The organism is Acinetobacter geminorum, from assembly GCF_013009345.1.
GTDB lineage: Bacteria > Pseudomonadota > Gammaproteobacteria > Pseudomonadales > Moraxellaceae > Acinetobacter > Acinetobacter geminorum.
The window spans coordinates 1-18,008 of the sequence record NZ_JABELE010000025.1 but is presented as its reverse complement, the minus strand read 5'-3'; the positions used below and the strand labels follow the sequence as shown (position 1 = coordinate 18,008).

Sequence of the window (18,008 nt, the reverse complement as noted above, 5' to 3'; positions counted from 1 at the left end):
CAAAAGATTAAGATAAAACTAGGACAAGTTAAAATTTAAAAAATATGGATCAACATTTCCCTAATTTACCTGATTTGGTGCCTCAACGCGGTACTGCTTTAAGCCGAGCACTATTTAAAAAACTTTTTTTAGCGCAAGGCTGGACAATTGAAGGCGAAGTTCCTAATTTTCCAAAAGCAGTGGCAATTATTTCCCCTCATACTTCCAATATTGATGGATGGTATGGCTTTCTTGCAATTTTTGGATTAGGTATTCAAATTACGGTACTAGGTAAAGATGCCCTTTTTAAACCACCGTTTAAACGAGCTTTAGATTGGGCTGGAGTCATTCCAGTTAAACGTGACAATGCCAATGGACTTACGGAGCAAGTCGTTGCAACCATTCAAAACTATGACAAGATCTGGATTGGAATGGCGCCCGAAGGTACACGTAAGAAAGCAAAAAAAATGAAAAGTGGTTTTTACCATATCGCTGCAAAAGCTCATATTCCCATTGTCATGTTTTCTTTTGATTATGATCATAAGACTATTCACTGTTTAGGGCACTTAAACCCAAGCGGCAACTATGAAGAAGATTTAGAAAAGATTTTTGAGCGTTATGAAGGAAAAATTTCACCAAAAAATCGTAATTGGCTTGCTGAACCTTTACAAAATCTAGTGAAAAAAACCTAGCCAAAAATGAACAAATCTGGTCTTATGAGCCCTCTTCATTTATCTCGATGTAGATTATTTTTTAAAGATGAAAATTGCTCAATTTGCCAGTATTGGATTTATCTCTCTAGCACTATTTGGCTGTGATAAATTTAGCAAAACACCAACACCGACAACCTCAATGAAAGCCCGTGAACCTGTGATTGCACTTGCTTTAGGTGGCGGTGGAGCAAAAGGATTTTCACATATTGGTGTAATCAAGGTTTTAGAGTCTCACGGAATTAAACCTAAAATTGTCACAGGTACCAGTGCCGGTAGCTTTGTTGGAAGTATCTACGCAAGTGGACAAACACCTTATCAATTGCAAAGTCTGGCTTTGAAATTACAAGAGTCAGATATCCGTGATTTAACGCTTAACCGTCAAGGCATTATTCTCGGACAAAAGTTACAGGACTACGTGAACCGTAACGTGGGTAACAAACCAATTGAGAAATTCCCAATTCGTTTTGCAGCGGTCGCAACACGCCTTGATAATGGTCAAAAAGCTGACTTTATTAAAGGTAATGCAGGGCAAGCAGTTCGTGCATCTTGCAGTATTCCCAACGTGTTCGTTCCTGCAACTATTGGCAAACAGAAATATGTAGATGGTGGATTAGTTAGCCCTATTCCAGTTAAAACAGCTCGTGATATGGGTGCAGATATTGTGATTGCGGTTGATATTTCTGCACGTCCAGCAGGGAATCGCCCAGCCAATATGTGGGGTCTACTTGATCAAACCATTAATATCATGGGTCAACAAAGTATTAATGAAGAACTCAAGCAAGCTAATGTAGTGATTCAACCTAAAGTTGGTCATCTAGGTACTCTTGACCTCAAATCAAGTAATCAGGCAATTTTGGAAGGTGAAAAAGCTGCTCAAGCGCAAATACGCCAAGTTGAAACTGCAATTGCAAACTTCAAAAAATCTCCAGCTGCATTTAAGCCTGCACCACGCCCTAAATTCTAATTGAGGTGGTTTTTTTCTATCCACACTCCCCATCATCTGCTACAGTGGTAAAAGTGATATTAAGTCACTTTTACCCATCATAAAGATATATAAAAGAGCAGATCTATGGAGTTTGTTATACAACCTTGGCACTGGTTTGTATTGGGTATATTACTTATTCTTTCCGAACTGATTCTACCCGCCTTTGCCGCGCTTTGGTTTGGTATTGCCGCCATTATGGTGTGCTTTCTCTACTGGTTATTTCCAGATATTAGCCTCACAACGCAAATTGTATTATGGATAGTTCTGTCAGTGCTATGCACCATTCTTTGGTTCAAATTTATTAAACCATTATCAATTGATAAAACTAAAGCGGGATTACCTCGTGAAGCGACTATTGGTCAAATTGGTATGGTGATTCAAACTGGTCTTGATCATGATCAAATTATTGTTCGCTTTCCCATGCCTATTTTAGGGGCTGATGAATGGAACTGTCGAAGCACTAATCCGGTCAAAGTCGGTGATCGTGTAAGAGTTATTGATATTTCGGGTAATGACTTAATTGTCCAGTCCCACGGTACTTCATAAACATTAAAGATAAAGAGAGGGTATTTTCATGCCAGTCGGTACTATTATTGTTTTAGCTTTTTTGGCTTTTGTGGCTGTCACCATTTTTAAAGGGGTACGTATTGTTCCTCAGGGTTATAAGTGGATTGTTCAACGTTTAGGTAAATACCATTCGACCCTTAATCCTGGGCTTAATTTTGTGATTCCCTATGTAGATGAAGTGGCATATAAAATTACCACGAAAGATATTGTGCTTGATATTCCATCTCAAGAAGTAATTACACGTGATAACGCCGTATTACTAATGAATGCAGTGGCCTACATTAATTTAACCACACCTGAAAAAGCGGTCTATGGTATTGAAAACTATACATGGGCGATTCAAAACCTTGTACAAACTTCGTTACGTTCTATTGTAGGTGAAATGGATCTAGATGATGCTTTGTCTTCACGAGATCATATTAAAGCCAAGCTCAAAGCTGCGATTTCTGATGATATTTCAGATTGGGGCATTACTTTGAAAACTGTTGAAATTCAAGATATTCAACCCTCTCATACCATGCAAGCGGCTATGGAAGAGCAAGCTGCGGCAGAGCGTCAACGTCGTGCTGCCGTTACAAAAGCCGATGGTGAAAAACAAGCTGCTATTTTAAGTGCAGAAGGTCGTTTAGAAGCATCTCGACGTGATGCTGAAGCTCAAGTGGTCTTAGCAGAAGCATCTCAAAAAGCAATTGAAATGGTAACCAGTGCGGTTGGTGATAAAGAGATTCCTGTTGCTTACCTTTTAGGTGAACAATATGTGAAAGCGATGCAAGATATGGCGAAATCAAGCAATGCTAAAACTGTGGTTTTACCTGCCGATGTTTTAAATACAATTCGCGGTATTATGGGAAAACATAATTAATGTGTTTACTTTAAATAAGTATTTGAAAATAAAACGGTGACTACTATGTCGCCGTTTTTTATCTTTTATATTATTGGTTTTTTAATCTTTTCTGATCTTTCAAAGGGAGTTTTTTTATAACCAAATCATAAGAGTCGCGAATTAAATCTTGAAGTAAATCTCTTGTTAAGTTCTTATGCGGTGTAATCGAAATCCAGTGCTTTTTATTCATGTGATATCCAGGAATAATAAATGAATAGAGTTCCTGATATTCCTGACTTTTATAGGGATCACATTTAACATTAACCATTTTGACGCCAGCTACTTCTGCGGTCAACATGAACATTTTCTCTAAAATTTTAAAAACTTCATAGTCTGGCCCAAATGGATGGGTCTGTTGACTAAAGGGAAGATTACGCGCGATTTCAATTGCAGTTTGATGAAGCTGAGCACCATTCATTCTTTTCTCCCTTATTCATTTCACATGAATAGAAGTTATGAATATTGATTTAATATTATTAATTGGTACGCGCTAAAAGGAATTGTGAAATATCTACTAATTCTTTCGCATCGTCACCAAAATGCGCTAAGGCTTCAAAAGCTTGATCATGCAATTCTTTAGCATAGACCTTTGCTTGTTCGAGCCCCATTAGGGCTGGATATGTCGATTTTTGTACTTGTTCATCCTTACCTGCGGTTTTACCCAAGGTTTCGGTACTCGAAGTAATATCGAGAATATCGTCTAACACCTGAAAAGCTAGTCCAATTGTTTGTCCATATTGACGTAACTTTGGAATTGCTTGATCTGTTCCAGAGAAGATTGTCACTGCACCCATCATAATGGCTGCCTGAATGAGCGCACCCGTTTTATTACGATGGATATTTTCAAGTTCGTCTTGAGTAATTTGCTTGCCTTCAGCTTGCAAATCTAAAACCTGTCCAGAGACCATTTTGGAGCTAGCAGTTGCTAAAATCTGCATTTGTTTTAATACAATCGCAGCATCAGTACCCTGCCCTTGTTCATCAAACAAACGGCTACCTAAAACCTCAAAAGCCATTGATTGTAAAATGTCACCAGCAAGCAAAGCAGTATCTTCACCAAACGCAACATGACAAGTCGGCTGACCGCGGCGCAGCAAATCATTGTCCATACAAGGCAAATCATCATGCGCTAGTGAGTAACAATGAATGAGTTCGACTGCAACCGCAGCACGACGAGCGGCCGCAAAATTTGGATTTGGCTGTAAAGAAGCAGTGGCATAACACAGAGCCGGACGTACACGTTTTCCACCAAGCATAACTGCATGGTGTACTGCACTTTTTAAAGGCTCTGGAATTGAGAATGCAGCCAGTGTCGTCAATAAATCTTGTTGAATACGTTGTTGAGCTTGTTTTAAAACATCCGCATTAACTTGAGAGAGTGATGACACAGTCGCCTCGATAAAATCAGTAGAGAAATTTTATTGAATGTTATGAAGCATTCATGCGCTACATCATACACGATTCACTGTGAAAAGTGGGTGCTGAGTTTTTACAGGCAGGCGTAAAAAAGCCTCTACATATTGAGAGGCTTTTTATTTAGAGGAAGTTTAGAAACTGTCACCCGGAACGCGCACCCAACCCTCCATTAACACACGCGCACTACGACTCATAATGGCCTTTTTAACAACCCACTGGCCATTTGTAAGTTCAGCTTGAGCACCCACACGTAGTGTCCCAGATGGATGCCCGAAACGTACTGCTTCACGCTCACCGCCACCAGCTGCTAAATTTACTAAAGTGCCTGGAATAGCAGCCGCTGTTCCAATTGCAACGGCTGCTGTTCCCATCATCGCATGGTGTAATTTACCCATCGACAAAGCTCGAACGAGTAAATCAACATCATTCTCTGAAACGTTTTTACCGCTTGATGCTGTGTAATTTTTTGGTTTAGAGACAAAAGCAATTTTTGGTGTGTGCTGACGCGCCGCTGCTTCTGAAATATCTTTAATTAAGCCCATCTGAACTGCGCCATAGGCACGAATTTTTTCAAAACGTGCCAATGCAGTTGTATCACTATTAATATGATCTTGTAACTCAGTACCTTCGTATCCTAAATCTTCTGCATTTAAGAAAATGGTTGGAATACCAGCATTAATAAATGTGGCTTGAAAACTACCAATCTCTGGAACATCTAATTGGTCAATAACATTCCCTGTCGGGAACATATCACCGCCCTCTTCACCATCATCGGCAGGATCTAAAAACTCAATTTGGACCTCAGCGGCAGGGAAAGTCACCCCATCTAGTTCAAAATCTCCAGTTTCTTGAACCTGTCCATTGGTAATAGGCACATGCGCAATAATGGTTTTTTGAATATTTTTTTGCCAAATTCGAACCGTGCATAGGCCATTTTCTGGAATACGGTCTGCATCAACTAAGCCATTTGAAATCGCAAAAGAGCCAACCGCAGCGGTTAAATTACCGCAGTTACCGCTCCAATCTACAAAAGCCTGATCAATTGAAACCTGACCAAACAAATAATCGACATCATGATCTGGCTGAGTGCTTTTAGCGAGAATAACAGTTTTGCTGGTACTCGAAGTGGCACCACCCATGCCATCAATTTGTTTTCCATAAGGATCTGGACTACCAATTACACGTAGTAAGAGCTGATCTCTTGCTTGACCTGCAACTTGGGCTTTTTCGGGCAAATCATCAAGCTTAAAAAAGACACCTTTACTCGTTCCACCACGCATATAAGTTGCTGGAATTTTAATTTGCGGTACTGAGCTCATATCAACTGTTATCCTTACTATTATGTTCTTCTATATCAAAACAAGCATTCTTGTTTACCCTTCTCTGCATCTTAAATTGTTTTAAGGCCAAGAGATAGCGATCTGCTTTATACATCAATCGTATTGACGCGAGTATATTTTGTGAATTTAACAATATGCTTGCAATGACTTAATCTAAGCAAAATCTAAGAAAAAAAGTCTATCTGAAATTATATTTTTTAGAGTACTTTTCACTCGAAATAGAAATATTAAAAGCAAGATTATGATTTTAAATAAATTTTACAATTACTTTTCAGTCACGCCTTATTAATTTGTAGTCTAGGCTAAAATAACTCCATCTATTAGAATAATTTACTTATTCATTGTGAGTGAAGACCTTTGACCAACGAATCTTCTACACTTCAACGAGGACTAAAAAATCGACATATCCAATTAATTGCTATGGGTGGAGCAATTGGTACTGGATTATTTTTAGGCTCGGCGCAAGTGATTCAATCTGCGGGACCATCCATTATTTTAGGATATGCCATTGGTGGCTTAATTGCTTTTTTAATTATGCGCCACCTGGGAGAAATGATTGTTGAAGAACCTGTTGCAGGATCGTTCAGCCATTTTGCGTATAAATACTGGGGGAAATTTCCCGGATTTTTAACCGGATGGAACTATTGGATACTCTACGTTCTGGTTGCGATGAGTGAACTCACCGCAGTGGCCAAATATATTAATTATTGGTGGCCTCATATTCCAGCGTGGACGTCTGTCTTATTTTTCTTTGTCGTGATTACGGCAATTAACCTAACAAACGTCAAATTTTATGGTGAGTCCGAATTCTGGCTCGCTATTATTAAAGTTGCTGCGGTCATCTCTATGATTGTTTTTGGACTCTATTTGCTATTTACAGCAGATGTAGGCTCAAATATTTCATTTAGTAACCTTTGGTCTCATGGTGGATTTTTTCCAAATGGCTTTAGCGGCCTCTTCTATATGTTGGCTTTCTTGATGTTCGCCTTTGGTGGTATCGAACTGATTGGTATGGCCGCAGCAGAAGCAAAAGATCCGAAAAAAACGATTCCAAAAGCAATTAACCAAGTCGTTTTCCGTATCTTGATTTTCTATATCGGTTCATTGGCAATTTTACTTTCATTAGTGCCATGGAACCAATTAGATCTTGGCGGTCTCGACAAAAGTCCATTTGTTATGATTTTTAGTCAAATGGGAATTGGTTGGGCTGCACACTTACTGAACTTTATTATTTTAACTGCTGCTTTATCTGTTTATAACAGTGGGATGTTTGCAAATAGCCGTATGCTATATAGTCTCGCTCAACAAGGTAATGCACCAAAAGTTTTTTCAAAAACCAATAAACAAGGGGTTCCTATTCCCGCTGTTCTGCTTTCTGCTTTATTAATCTTTGGTTGCGTTCTTTTAAATTACTTTGTACCTGAAGATGCTCTTGGACATCTTATGTATGTTGTGGTTGGTGCACTTGTTCTAAACTGGGCAATGATATCAATTACACATTTGAAGTATAGACGCTTTGTTAAGCACGCGAATATTAAGACTTCTTTTCCAGCGTTGTGGTCACCTTTTAGTAATTACCTAGTTTTAGCCTTTATTGCTGTGGTTCTCTATATTATGTGGACTCAAGGCTTCAAAGAGTCAGTAATGATGATCCCTATTTGGATTACGGCAATGCTTATACTTTTTGACTATTTAAATCCTAAAAAACTAGATTCCATTGAGAATCCGGAAGAATAAATAAATCTAAAAAGCCATTGTCTAGACAATGGCTTTTTTATTTAAAACTATAAGATTAAAGCCATATCTGAATCTCAGTTTAAAGCCACTGTTTCGTATCATCAGCCACAGGTGTGCCATGAATAACATGCATAATCATTGCATGCGCAATACTGCCTTTAAATGGAATTTCAGGTAACTGATCAAATTTGAAAAACTGAGCATCACTGAGCTCTTTCTCCTGAATTTCAATTTCGCCCGCTTCATATTCGGCTTTAAAGGCCAACATTAAGTTACTCGGAAATGGCCATGGTTGACTCGCCAAATACTGAATATTCTTAATGTGTAATCCAACTTCTTCTAGTGTTTCACGTCGAACAGCATCTTCTAGTGTTTCACCTACCTCGACAAAGCCAGCAATTAAACTGTACATCTGGCTCGTATTTCTAGCATTTTTAGCCAGCAAAATCTCGTCCTCACCACGCGTAATAATGGTAATTACACAAGGATTGACCCTAGGATATTGACTAAAATTACATGCTGGACAAGTCATCGAATATTCAGTCTTATGCTGCTGGGTTTTATGTCCGCAACGACTACAAAACTGATGATTACGGCGCCACTCTAGCAACTGAAAAGCGCGACTTGCCTGCTCAAACTGAGGTTTAGACCAATACTGTAAGAGTTGGCGAATGGGTATGAACTGATATCCATTTGGTATAAGTTCGCTTTCTTGGAAATCTCTTGCTATTACTAGAGGGTCTGCTTGTATAGGTAAATCATATTCCTGCTGTTCAAGGCAAGGTAGATTAAAATTCGCATCAACCAAAAGTTGTTGCTGCTGAAAAATATAAGCAATAGGATGGTTGTTGGTATCCATTTATATACTCGAGTGAAGAACCTTTCGATGGCCTCTATTGCTCCTTCAAAAGGATCAAGCTTAAACATATTTTTTTAAAATCTTACGCATATTAGCGAACACCTTCAATTCATTTAATTTGTATCTTTTTGATTAAAATCACATTTTATTCACATGCGTTATGTTTTTAAGTTGTCTTTATCTTTTTATAGCTAAGTGACTCGTGATGAACTTAGAAGCACTGCTTCACATAAAATTGATCTCTGAAAACTTAGACTAGTTTTAGTTCCATCTCATGAAGCAAAAATATGCGATTTGGTTTAATTCTGGGTGATCAATTAAATCACCAACTCGCAACGCTCAAGTATTTAAACCGGAATGAAGACGTTATTTTGATGGCTGAAGTGCTTGAGGAAACGTCTTATGTTGCTCATCATCCACAAAAAATAGCACTGATTTTTAGTGCAATGCGGCACTTTGCAAAAGAATTAAAAGCACAGGGTTGGAAAATCCGTTACCACACATTTAAGCGCGAAAGTCATATAAAAAAGTTAGTCGACTTTATTGCTTTGCAGCAGCAACACTTCTCGGCGAATGCTCTCGTCATTACCCAATGTGGTGAGTATCGCTTACAACATGAAATCGAAACTTCATGGGCTAACAAGCTAAAACTACCTGTTATGTGTCTAGAAGATGATCGCTTCTTTTGTACTGTAGAACAATTCAAGCGATGGGCAAACAAATATAAAACGCTAAGAATGGAATACTTTTACCGAAAAATGCGTAAGCAAACTCACTATTTAATGCATGACCAACAACCCGTTGGCGGGCAATGGAACTTTGATCAAGCCAATCGAAAAGCGTGGTCAGGCAATCCATCTTTGCCATCAAAATTAGCCTTTGAGCATGATCAAATTGATATAGATGTTATTCAACTGGTCAAGACAGAATTTTCACAACATATCGGCAATATCAACTCCTTTCAATGGGCAACTACCCGTCAAAATGCCCTACTTGCTCTAGATCATTTTATTTCTAACATCTTACCTCACTTTGGCGATTATCAAGATGCCATGGTTTATGGTTCAGATTTTATGTTTCATAGTCTGCTCTCACCTTATTTAAATTGTGGATTGTTGTTGCCAAAAGAAGTGTGTGACGCTGCTCAAACAGCCTATTACAGCGGACAGGCTCCCTTAAATGCAGTAGAAGGATTTATTCGGCAGATATTAGGGTGGCGGGAATATGTGCGTGGAATATATTGGTTATCTATGCCTGACTATAGCGATCAAAATACCCTTCTTGCCAGCACGCCGCTGCCCCAATATTACTGGACGGGTAATACAAAAATGGCATGTATGGCCGAGTGTTTCAGAAATACCTTTGAACATGGCTATGCTCACCATATTCAGCGTTTAATGATTACAGGCAACTTTGCACTTTTAGCAGGTGTAATTTCATCAGAAATTTGCAAATGGTATTTAGCAGTCTATGTAGATGCTTATGAATGGGTCGAATTACCGAATACTTTAGGCATGGCAATGTATGCAGATGGCGGCATCATGGCAAGTAAACCCTATGCTGCATCAGGTAATTACGTACATAAAATGTCAAATTATTGTCAGCACTGTACATATAACGTCAAAACAAAAACTGAGTCTGACAGTTGTCCATTTAACAGTTTATATTGGTATTTTATGAGCCGACATGAGGCCATATTTCGTCAGAATCCCAGAATGGCTATGGTCTATAAAAACCTTGATCGTATGAAAGATAAAGCTTCTGTCATGCAGCATGCCAAGTTACTTATTCATCAACTTGATGAGCTTTAAGATCATGAAAAAACAACATTTACCCCAGAAAATATGTGCCTATTGTCAACGTCCTTTTGACTGGCGAAAAAAATGGGAACGTTGCTGGGAAGAAGTAAAATATTGCTCTGAAAGATGTAAAAGACAAGCCCAATCAACTAAGTAGATATTTCACTCGATTGTTTTAACTGATTCAACACTACTCTTGATTGTTGAATCAGCTGGATTTCAATTGGTTATATCTGATGATGTTAAGCATATTTATACTGACGAGAGCAGTAAGCTCGTTCAACGTCTGGTGAACGTAATTGTTGATGCTTAGTTTTACGCCCTGCCATACGTTTACGCCAAAGTTTAAAACTATTGGTTTTTAGGTTGTATCTCATTAAACGAATAACTTCGCTTTCGCTTAAGCCATACTCTCGCTCAATTGCTTCAAATGGAGTGCGATCTTCCCATGCCATTTCAATAATTCTAGATAAGTCCTGTTCATCAATTTTTTTCATGTTATGCCCTTTTGATTTATAGATAGCCAAATCTGATTCTTAACAAACAATGGTTTAGAAATAACTGTATCTATCCAATTGCTCACCTTAAATCTTTTCGTGTTTTGCTTCAGATCATAGAAAGATCAACATGAATTTTTTGTGATTTTTTAGCTTTATAAACTCTATTTTTCTATAAAGCATAAGTGAGTATGCAACTGTTGAATCGTAAAGCTTTATTTTTATTAGCCACTATGGCAGAGGTTTTAATACTTAAAATGTAAAAAAGCCATTGCCTTAGCAGTAGCTTTTTTGTTTATAATCATAAAATTATGCGCCCTTAGCTTAACTGGATAGAGCAGTTGCCTCCTAAGCGACAGACGTGGGTTCGAGTCCCGCAGGGCGCACCAAATTAAATTACACGTTAGTCCGAAATAGTACGGGAACCCTTTGCCTATAATTGATTATTAACTTTTTATAGTCTTTAATAGTCCGACATAGACCGAGATAATTCTTGTTTTTTTACGGTACTTAATACAGTACCTCATTAAATACCGCAAAAATGGTACCGCAAAAATGCCTAAAACCGTTGTCCCACTTACTGATACAAAGATAAAGAAAGCAAAATCAGAAAATGGAAAATCCCTGAAACTATCTGACGGTTCGGGTCTCTATTTGCTTATAGATAAAAACCAAAATAAATTTTGGCGTTTTGATTACTCACGCCCATATACAAAAAAAAGAAATACTATTGGTTTTGGTTCTTACCCAGAAGTAAGTCTTGCAGATGCACGATCTAAACGGGATGAAGCTAGAACTTTACTGGCTCAGAATATTGACCCACAAGTTGAACGTAAAAGAGTTGAACAAGAACATATAAACTCAGAGAAAAATACTTTTGCTGCTGTTGCTGCAGAATGGGAATCCAAACAAGATTTTGCTGAGTCAACTATCCGTGGTCATAAAAGATTACTTCAAGTCATAAATTCCAATATTGGAAAAAAACCTATTGATAAAGTTACCCCAGTAGAAGTTTTAAATATCTGCCGCATTTATGAGAAACAAGGAAAATTAGAGACAGCAAAAAAAGTTAAAGTGAAATGCGGACAAATCATGAGATATGGCGTTGCCACTGGTAGGTGTGAGAGAGACGTAACTCAAGATTTAAGAGGTGCCTTAAAAACACCTAAAGTAAAACATTTATCAGCTTTGACTGAATCGAATGAATTTGCTGAACTACTTTATGACATCGATTTTTATGAAGGCACATTCATTACCCAAATGGCCTTAAAAATTGCTCCTTATGTATTTGTTCGTCCTGGTGAGCTGCGTTATGCAAAGTGGCCAGATATTGACTTAGAAATTGATCTTTGGAGATATACGCCACCAAAAACAAAAAATAAAACTGGCGTACAACACCTTGTGCCTATTCCTAGACAAGTTAAAGAACTGTTGCTGAAAATAAAAGAACTGACTTATGATCCCGATGGGGAAAGTGAGTATGTATTCCCTTCTATGACTAGCAAACTTAAACCAATGTCAGAAAATACAATTAACCAAGCATTACGTAGATTGGGCTATACATCTGAACAAGTTTGCGGACATGGCTTCCGTGCTTCTGCAAGAACAATATTAGAGGAAGTACTTAACTACCCTATTGAAATTATTGAGCAGCAATTAGCTCACAAAGTTAAAGATATGCATGGTCGAGCATACAACCGGACAAAACATTTAGAGAAAAGAAGAGAGATGATGCAAAGCTGGGCAGATTATTGTGATCAAATAAAAGCAGATTATGCCAAGACTTTACCAACTAGATAAGTGATTGTATATTAGTGAATTGCCACCAAGTCTTATTAAAGTAAACTTCATTATTTAAAAAGTTAATTTTTAGCTCGTTTCCATTGTGGTCATAAATCTTTATGACTTCACCTTTTTTATTTATTTCGGCAAGAAGGTTGCATGTGTGCTCCATCTTGCCAGATTCAGAAACCATGATCATGACTTGCGACATCACAAAGCCCTTACACAAATCCCAACATTAACAGACGTGTTAATAGTGTGAGCTGTGCAACCTGAGAAGATTAAACACAGCAATGTGATGATTGTTGCAACTTTGGTACGCTTACACATATAAGTTACTTCTTTAAAAAGAGTGCTCGTTCAGCTTCGCGACGACGAACTAGACCTTTCATAACTTTGCCCCCTGCCTTATTCCAGACAAGGAATTGGTCAGCAGCGCCTTGATAGTCACCTTTGTTAAGCAGCTTAAGTAAAGTCGAATTCTTAAATGCACCTGAACCAATGTTGTATGTCAGCGATACCAAAGCATCAAATTGGTTTTGAGCTAAAGGAACTGTCACCGATTCATTTACAGTCTTTTCAAATTTAGCTAAGTCATGTTTGAAGTAGGCTTTAGCTTGCTCGGGTGTGCAAGTATCGCCTTGCTTAACCTTCACCCCATTTGGATAAACTGTGGTGCCGGTGCCAATGGTCCAAACCCCTACACCGTCGTCATAAGCTGTGAATCGCGTGCCTTCAAAACCTGAGATGAGATCTATACCAATATCACTTGTAGCCATGCCAGTAGGTGCAAGTTTATCGACCACCTTATTTAGTTCGTCTACTTGTGCCTGTGTAAGCTTGCCGCCTGCGATCACTCGGGCAGCGTCGAAGAATGGTTTAGTTGTCATTTGATTCACCTTTCTTTTTCTCTAACTCAGAGCTACCAAAATAAAAGCCACATGCAGTTGTCATAGCCCCTGCAATGAAACCCAATGCCGTATTAATCAGATTGCTATTTTCACGTGGCATATCCACAAAAAATAAAGCAATCACTAAAACAAACATCAGTCCCACTAATGCGAAAGCTAGATATGCGCGAGTATTTTCACTGTTCATCTTTTTGCTTCCTCCAACCGTGATACTTTCTCTTTAATTAAAGACTGGTCTTGGCTTAATTGAATAATTGAAGATCCAACCCACGCACACAATGAAAATACGATGCCTGCAAATATTCCCAGCAATACACGCAGCACAGAAATTCCACCATCTTGCGCTGCTGTGCGGTTTTCTAAATTGGCGACTTTGATATCCAATGTATCGATATCTTTTTTGTTCTGTTCGCTAGTCTCTTTGTGCGCTTCATTAATGAAAGTCAGTCGAGTAACATGATCTGACAACATGCGAATATCACTCTGAATGGAGTCGATTTTCTTTTCAAATCTCAACCCGTATGATTCATTTTCAGTCATGCCTTCCCCCTAATTTCGGCATAAAAAAGCACCCGGTTGGGTGCTGTTACTTTTTCATTTCAATAACACTTAACGTTCTCGAAGTAATCATAAAGTTGCTTCTTGATTCCACATTTAATGGAATATTAACGCCCTCCTGTCGAGCAAATCCTGCTTTAAGTGTGTAGGTAACATTGCCAATAGTACTGTTATCATCAATAGCTGAAACGATAACCGCAGTCCCGTTGAAATTGACATTAATAGTACCAGTTTCAAGATTTGCACCTAATGAACCCCGTCCAATTAAATTTCCATTCCGATATATAGAAATATAAAAAGAAGCCATGGCCCTGTCATTTGCTGCAATTGAATTACCTCGTCCGTCACTTACACTAAAAGCGCCAAAAGTAGGTGTGCAAATATTTACTGAAGCATCAATTCTAACTTTTCCACCACTTCTATTTAACGTTACTTGTAAAAGTGTACCTATATGATTTTCCCACGCTGATAGGTGGTTGTTAAAATCATTATTAGGCTGTCCACTTGTAACTCCACCTGCAAAAGTAGTGATAGTCTTTACATCAATTGCTTTTACACCTATTGGAACTGTTACAGCTTCATCTTTAATTTTTAAAGTATCAATTGCGCCATCTTCAATATTCGCAGTTTTGACTTTAATTGTCCCCAAGTCTGCACTAATAGTACTTAAGTTTTCAGCCCAGATTCGATTCGCATTGATATACCCAAAACTACCATTGTCGACATACAAACCACGCGGAATAACAGTACCGTTTGGCAAAGTAACCGGAGTGTTTTGCAAGGTCATTAATGGTTTAGGTTCTACACCATCAACACCGACAGGCGTACCAAACTGAATTGCATCATAATTGAATATGAAAGTTGAAGTAGTTCCATCGTTCATTGAACCATGACCTGAAACATGGCCATTTACATCGAACTTGGTAAACTGCTGAGCATAGATGCCATCCACACTTTCACTGACATTTTGAATAGACGCACTATTCTCACCGACTTTAGTTTGCAACGTTTCCGTTACTTTTATCGTTGAAGAAATAGCACTAGCATTTGCATTGATTTGTTGCTGAAACAAAGCATTGCTGTCATTCAATTGTGCAGACACTTGATCTGTACGTTTAGATTGAGCCAAATCGCCTTCAATACGTGCAGATTGCTCTGACCAGACACCTGCATAACCCCCTTCATTTCCGATTAGATCGGATTCTGAACCGATTAAGGGTGGGTTGAGTTGCGCGTAAACTCCATCAATCCTTGTAGTTTGGGCAATAACTTTGTCATCTACATTCTTAATGTCTGACTCAACTTGCTCAAGTGCACCAGTTGATGCCTTATCATCAAGCTCAAGATTAATTGAATCAATTGCTTCAGCATTTGCCGAAGACTGATCTACCGCGACTTGTGCAGATTGGCGTACAGCCGCAAGAGCGCTATCATTGCTTGCTATATAAGTATCAATCTTTTGAACTGTTACTTTATCGCCTTCAATTCGAGCTTGGACCTCTTGCTGAGCGTATGCACGTAAATCATTAACCTCGACAACTGTAGTATCTATACGTTTGCTTAGTGCAAGATCTCCTTCAATCATTGCTGATTGAACAGACCATGTGCCAGCAAAACCTTGATCGTTACCAATCAGATCAGACTCAGAGCCAATTAAAGGTGGATTTAACTGTGCATACACGCCATCGGTCTTTTCAGCAACAAGTGAGAGTTCATTTGCAACAACACGAATGCTTTCTTGAGCTGCAGCAAGACCATCATCACTTGATTTCTTGACCGTTTTTACAACTTCAAGAACACCTTCATCACCTGCAATGATTTGCTGTGATAAACCATCTTTGGCTTGCTGAATAGCGTTTTGACGATCAATGACTTCTTGTGCAATCCGATCTTTCGTATTCTGAATATCTTGCTTAATTGGACCAATTTCAGCGTCAATAGTCTCAATATGATCAATCTTGGTTTTAAGATCCTGATTGAGCTGAGATTCACTGATTTGATCATTCAAGAGTTCAAGAACGTCTGTAGCATCGGCAGAAGTTGTCGCATGAGTCCAATCCGACCAAGGCCCTATATTCCCGATCCTGTCAATCAAACGGCCACGATAAAATTGAGTCAGATTTGGCTGCAAGCCTTGAATCGTATGAGTCGTTGTTGGATAAGCGAATAAGCCCAATTGAGCAATGTTGCTTGTTCCGTCTGGTGAAACTTGAATTTCAGTATAAGCTGTATCTAGAGCACCTGTTGCAGGAAAACTCCAATCAAGTTTTATACCAAATAAGATTCCTGTCGCTTGGATAAATGCCAATTTTGGAGGTAAACCTTGCTTTCCAGAGAGTTCAGTCAAAGTTGAATAAACTGGTAAAGAAGCTATCTCAAAAGCTGAAATCGCTGTTACTCGTGCTTGATATTGACCCGCATAAATACCTGGTACTTCGACTGAGTTGTTGCCGGTTATTGGAAGCTTAATCCAACTCCCGTCATCTTTACGCCACTCAACTTGATATTTAACGGCTCCTTTTGCCTGCGCCCAAGATACTATCATGGTAGCCACGTTGATGCCCTGATCAACTCGGCTTTCACCGGTAACAACGACATCTGTTACAGGATCCTGAATTGTTGGGTTCACAATCGAAATCGGAACCTCATCAAAATAAGCACCCTTATCAATGGCATCAAACTTGGCTGGGTTATATTGAAGTGCAGTCACTGAAAATTGATGATGCTCATCTTGGGTAATAGAAATCACTCGAAACTTCATTGTTGCCAAGTCTTGAGCATCAATCACCCAGACGTTTTGTGCTGCAATCGCATCAAACTCATGAGTAACTGTAACCACTCGACCAGAGATCGATTGAACAATTCGAGTTTGAGCTTTGCCATCCTCGCCATTAATAATCAATCGGTCACCAGCAACTGCCACAACGTCGTCACGATCTAGCGTAATGCTTTTACGATCTGCTGATATTTTAGATACACGCCCTCCGTTTGCCCGTCCAGCAAACAATGGATCTGCAATATCAATAACTCTTCCCGGCTGCGGAATATGGCCATCCAAACCAACTTTAAAACTAACAGTTCTGGTTTCTAACTGTTCAGACTTTAATGCCCACCAACCTGCTCGCTGCGCTTGCCCTCGTGAGGTACATCCCCAAGCTTCTATTTCTAAAATACGAACTTGGCCAGCTTCAGAAATTGCCTTTTCATCGCGGACAAATTCATATTCAGTCTTATAGTGATTGGCTGGGTTGTCCCATGCAATTTTTACAACATTATGTCTATCTCGAGCACGGGTTCCCGCGTACTCAAAATTGCCATCAATGACATTGGCACGCGTATAAGTGAAATACGTATCTTGGGGAATATCCGCATCACAAATAATGCTATTACCATCCCAAAACGTTATCGCACGAAACACACCAGCTAACTTAGTTAAAATCTCAAAAGCGCTTTCAGCACTCTGAAGATAAACATTACAAGTGAAACGTGGTTCTTGACCGCCTAATCCGTCCGGTACTAACTCATCACAATATTGAGCTAAACGATATAAAGACCACTTATCAACCATGAGTGGAGTTAATCGATCACCCAGCGCATAGCGATCAACTGTACAGATGTCGTAATAAATCCAAGCTGGATTATTGGAATATGCCTCTTTGAAAGTACCGTCCCACATTCCAACATACTGACGTGTAACCGGATTATAATTTGTAGGAACTTTTAGGAGCCTACCCTTTGTATCCATAGCAACTTTTGCTACGTTTCCAAAAGTCTCAGCATCATACTGAAGGCCCAATAATGCTGTGTTTGGGTAACGTAATTTCGCATCGATCACTTCTGTAACAGCTGCAATATACATCTTGTCGCTGATATATTCAGAAGATGAGTTCGGAGTCAGACGGCGTACACGAACAAGCCAGCCAGAGTCTGCACGAGGCAAATCAATCCGATGAGCACGTTCATAATTTGCAGATGTTTTATC

The 18,008-nt window shown here is 39.0% G+C and carries 18 protein-coding genes and 1 tRNA gene; 9 read left to right on the top strand and 10 right to left on the bottom strand.

Annotated elements, in window-relative coordinates; all coding sequences use genetic code 11:
• Positions 1–44: 44 nt before the first annotated feature.
• From HJG58_RS17370 to HJG58_RS17355, 4 genes are all read left to right on the top strand, one after another.
• Entirely contained in the window at positions 45–671 is a 627-nt protein-coding gene (locus HJG58_RS17370; protein ID WP_170249693.1) for a lysophospholipid acyltransferase family protein, read from the top strand.
• A gap of 67 nt (positions 672–738) precedes the next feature.
• A complete protein-coding gene (locus HJG58_RS17365; RefSeq protein WP_014207516.1) occupies positions 739–1,656 on the top strand; it encodes a patatin-like phospholipase family protein in 918 nt (305 codons plus the stop codon).
• Between the two features lie 105 nt (positions 1,657–1,761).
• A complete protein-coding gene (locus tag HJG58_RS17360; RefSeq protein ID WP_086265300.1) occupies positions 1,762–2,223 on the top strand; it encodes an NfeD family protein in 462 nt (153 codons plus the stop codon).
• Positions 2,224–2,251: 28 nt separating this feature from the next.
• Entirely contained in the window at positions 2,252–3,106 is an 855-nt protein-coding gene (locus HJG58_RS17355) for an SPFH domain-containing protein (protein ID WP_032006515.1), read from the top strand.
• Positions 3,107–3,176: 70 nt separating this feature from the next.
• Here HJG58_RS17355 and HJG58_RS17350 read toward each other — a convergent pair whose 3' ends face one another.
• The 3 genes from HJG58_RS17350 to prpF form a co-directional block, all read right to left on the bottom strand.
• Positions 3,177–3,545, bottom strand: a complete 369-nt coding sequence (locus tag HJG58_RS17350) for an MmcQ/YjbR family DNA-binding protein (protein WP_170249692.1) — start codon at positions 3,543–3,545, stop codon at positions 3,177–3,179.
• A 58-nt stretch (positions 3,546–3,603) separates the two neighbouring features.
• The gene (locus HJG58_RS17345; protein ID WP_032006512.1) at positions 3,604–4,515 is read right to left on the bottom strand and encodes a polyprenyl synthetase family protein; all 912 of its coding nucleotides are present in this window, start codon (positions 4,513–4,515) and stop codon (positions 3,604–3,606) included.
• A 159-nt stretch (positions 4,516–4,674) separates the two neighbouring features.
• The gene (gene prpF / locus HJG58_RS17340; protein ID WP_170249691.1) at positions 4,675–5,862 is read right to left on the bottom strand and encodes a 2-methylaconitate cis-trans isomerase PrpF; all 1,188 of its coding nucleotides are present in this window, start codon (positions 5,860–5,862) and stop codon (positions 4,675–4,677) included.
• Positions 5,863–6,240: 378 nt separating this feature from the next.
• On the opposite strand from prpF, the gene HJG58_RS17335 reads away from it, so the two are divergent.
• The gene (locus HJG58_RS17335) at positions 6,241–7,620 is read left to right on the top strand and encodes an amino acid permease (RefSeq protein WP_170249690.1); all 1,380 of its coding nucleotides are present in this window, start codon (positions 6,241–6,243) and stop codon (positions 7,618–7,620) included.
• A 79-nt stretch (positions 7,621–7,699) separates the two neighbouring features.
• Here the strand turns inward: HJG58_RS17335 and nudC are convergent, their stop codons facing one another.
• On the bottom strand, positions 7,700–8,479 hold the full coding sequence (nudC, locus tag HJG58_RS17330; RefSeq protein ID WP_170249689.1) for an NAD(+) diphosphatase: 780 nt from the start codon (positions 8,477–8,479) through the stop codon (positions 7,700–7,702).
• A gap of 287 nt (positions 8,480–8,766) precedes the next feature.
• On the opposite strand from nudC, the gene HJG58_RS17325 reads away from it, so the two are divergent.
• Both HJG58_RS17325 and HJG58_RS17320 read left to right on the top strand, forming a co-directional pair.
• The gene (locus tag HJG58_RS17325; RefSeq protein ID WP_170249688.1) at positions 8,767–10,290 is read left to right on the top strand and encodes a cryptochrome/photolyase family protein; all 1,524 of its coding nucleotides are present in this window, start codon (positions 8,767–8,769) and stop codon (positions 10,288–10,290) included.
• Positions 10,291–10,294: 4 nt separating this feature from the next.
• Positions 10,295–10,435, top strand: a complete 141-nt coding sequence (locus HJG58_RS17320; protein WP_080947730.1) for a DUF2256 domain-containing protein — start codon at positions 10,295–10,297, stop codon at positions 10,433–10,435.
• 85 nt (positions 10,436–10,520) lie between these two features.
• Here the strand turns inward: HJG58_RS17320 and HJG58_RS17315 are convergent, their stop codons facing one another.
• Complete coding sequence (locus HJG58_RS17315) at positions 10,521–10,775, bottom strand: TIGR03643 family protein (RefSeq protein ID WP_032052731.1); 255 nt, start codon at positions 10,773–10,775, stop codon at positions 10,521–10,523.
• Between the two features lie 313 nt (positions 10,776–11,088).
• Between HJG58_RS17315 and HJG58_RS17310 the strand changes: the two genes are divergently transcribed.
• Together HJG58_RS17310 and HJG58_RS17305 are read left to right on the top strand one after the other, a co-directional pair.
• Positions 11,089–11,164 (top strand) — tRNA-Arg (locus HJG58_RS17310).
• Between the two features lie 166 nt (positions 11,165–11,330).
• Positions 11,331–12,575, top strand: a complete 1,245-nt coding sequence (locus HJG58_RS17305) for a tyrosine-type recombinase/integrase (protein ID WP_001127116.1) — start codon at positions 11,331–11,333, stop codon at positions 12,573–12,575.
• Here the strand turns inward: HJG58_RS17305 and HJG58_RS19090 are convergent.
• From HJG58_RS19090 to HJG58_RS17285, 5 genes are all read right to left on the bottom strand, one after another.
• Positions 12,568–12,768, bottom strand: a complete 201-nt coding sequence (locus HJG58_RS19090; RefSeq protein WP_057090044.1) for a hypothetical protein — start codon at positions 12,766–12,768, stop codon at positions 12,568–12,570. The two genes, HJG58_RS17305 and HJG58_RS19090, sit on opposite strands and share 8 nt — an antisense overlap.
• 124 nt (positions 12,769–12,892) lie before the next feature.
• Positions 12,893–13,447: a lysozyme gene (locus HJG58_RS17300; protein ID WP_170249687.1), complete on the bottom strand. Its 555-nt coding sequence runs from the start codon at positions 13,445–13,447 to the stop codon at positions 12,893–12,895.
• Positions 13,437–13,655: a hypothetical protein gene (locus HJG58_RS17295; protein ID WP_001083663.1), complete on the bottom strand. Its 219-nt coding sequence runs from the start codon at positions 13,653–13,655 to the stop codon at positions 13,437–13,439. The genes HJG58_RS17300 and HJG58_RS17295 overlap by 11 nt, the downstream gene beginning before the upstream one ends.
• Positions 13,652–14,008 carry a hypothetical protein gene (locus HJG58_RS17290; RefSeq protein ID WP_000138205.1) on the bottom strand — a complete coding sequence of 119 codons (357 nt, stop codon included), beginning with the start codon at positions 14,006–14,008 and terminating at the stop codon, positions 13,652–13,654. Before HJG58_RS17290 ends, HJG58_RS17295 begins: the two co-directional genes overlap by 4 nt.
• Before the next feature lie 46 nt (positions 14,009–14,054).
• Positions 14,055–18,008, bottom strand: a 3,954-nt coding sequence (locus HJG58_RS17285; protein ID WP_170249686.1) for a TipJ family phage tail tip protein, incomplete at its 5' end; no start/stop codon positions are given.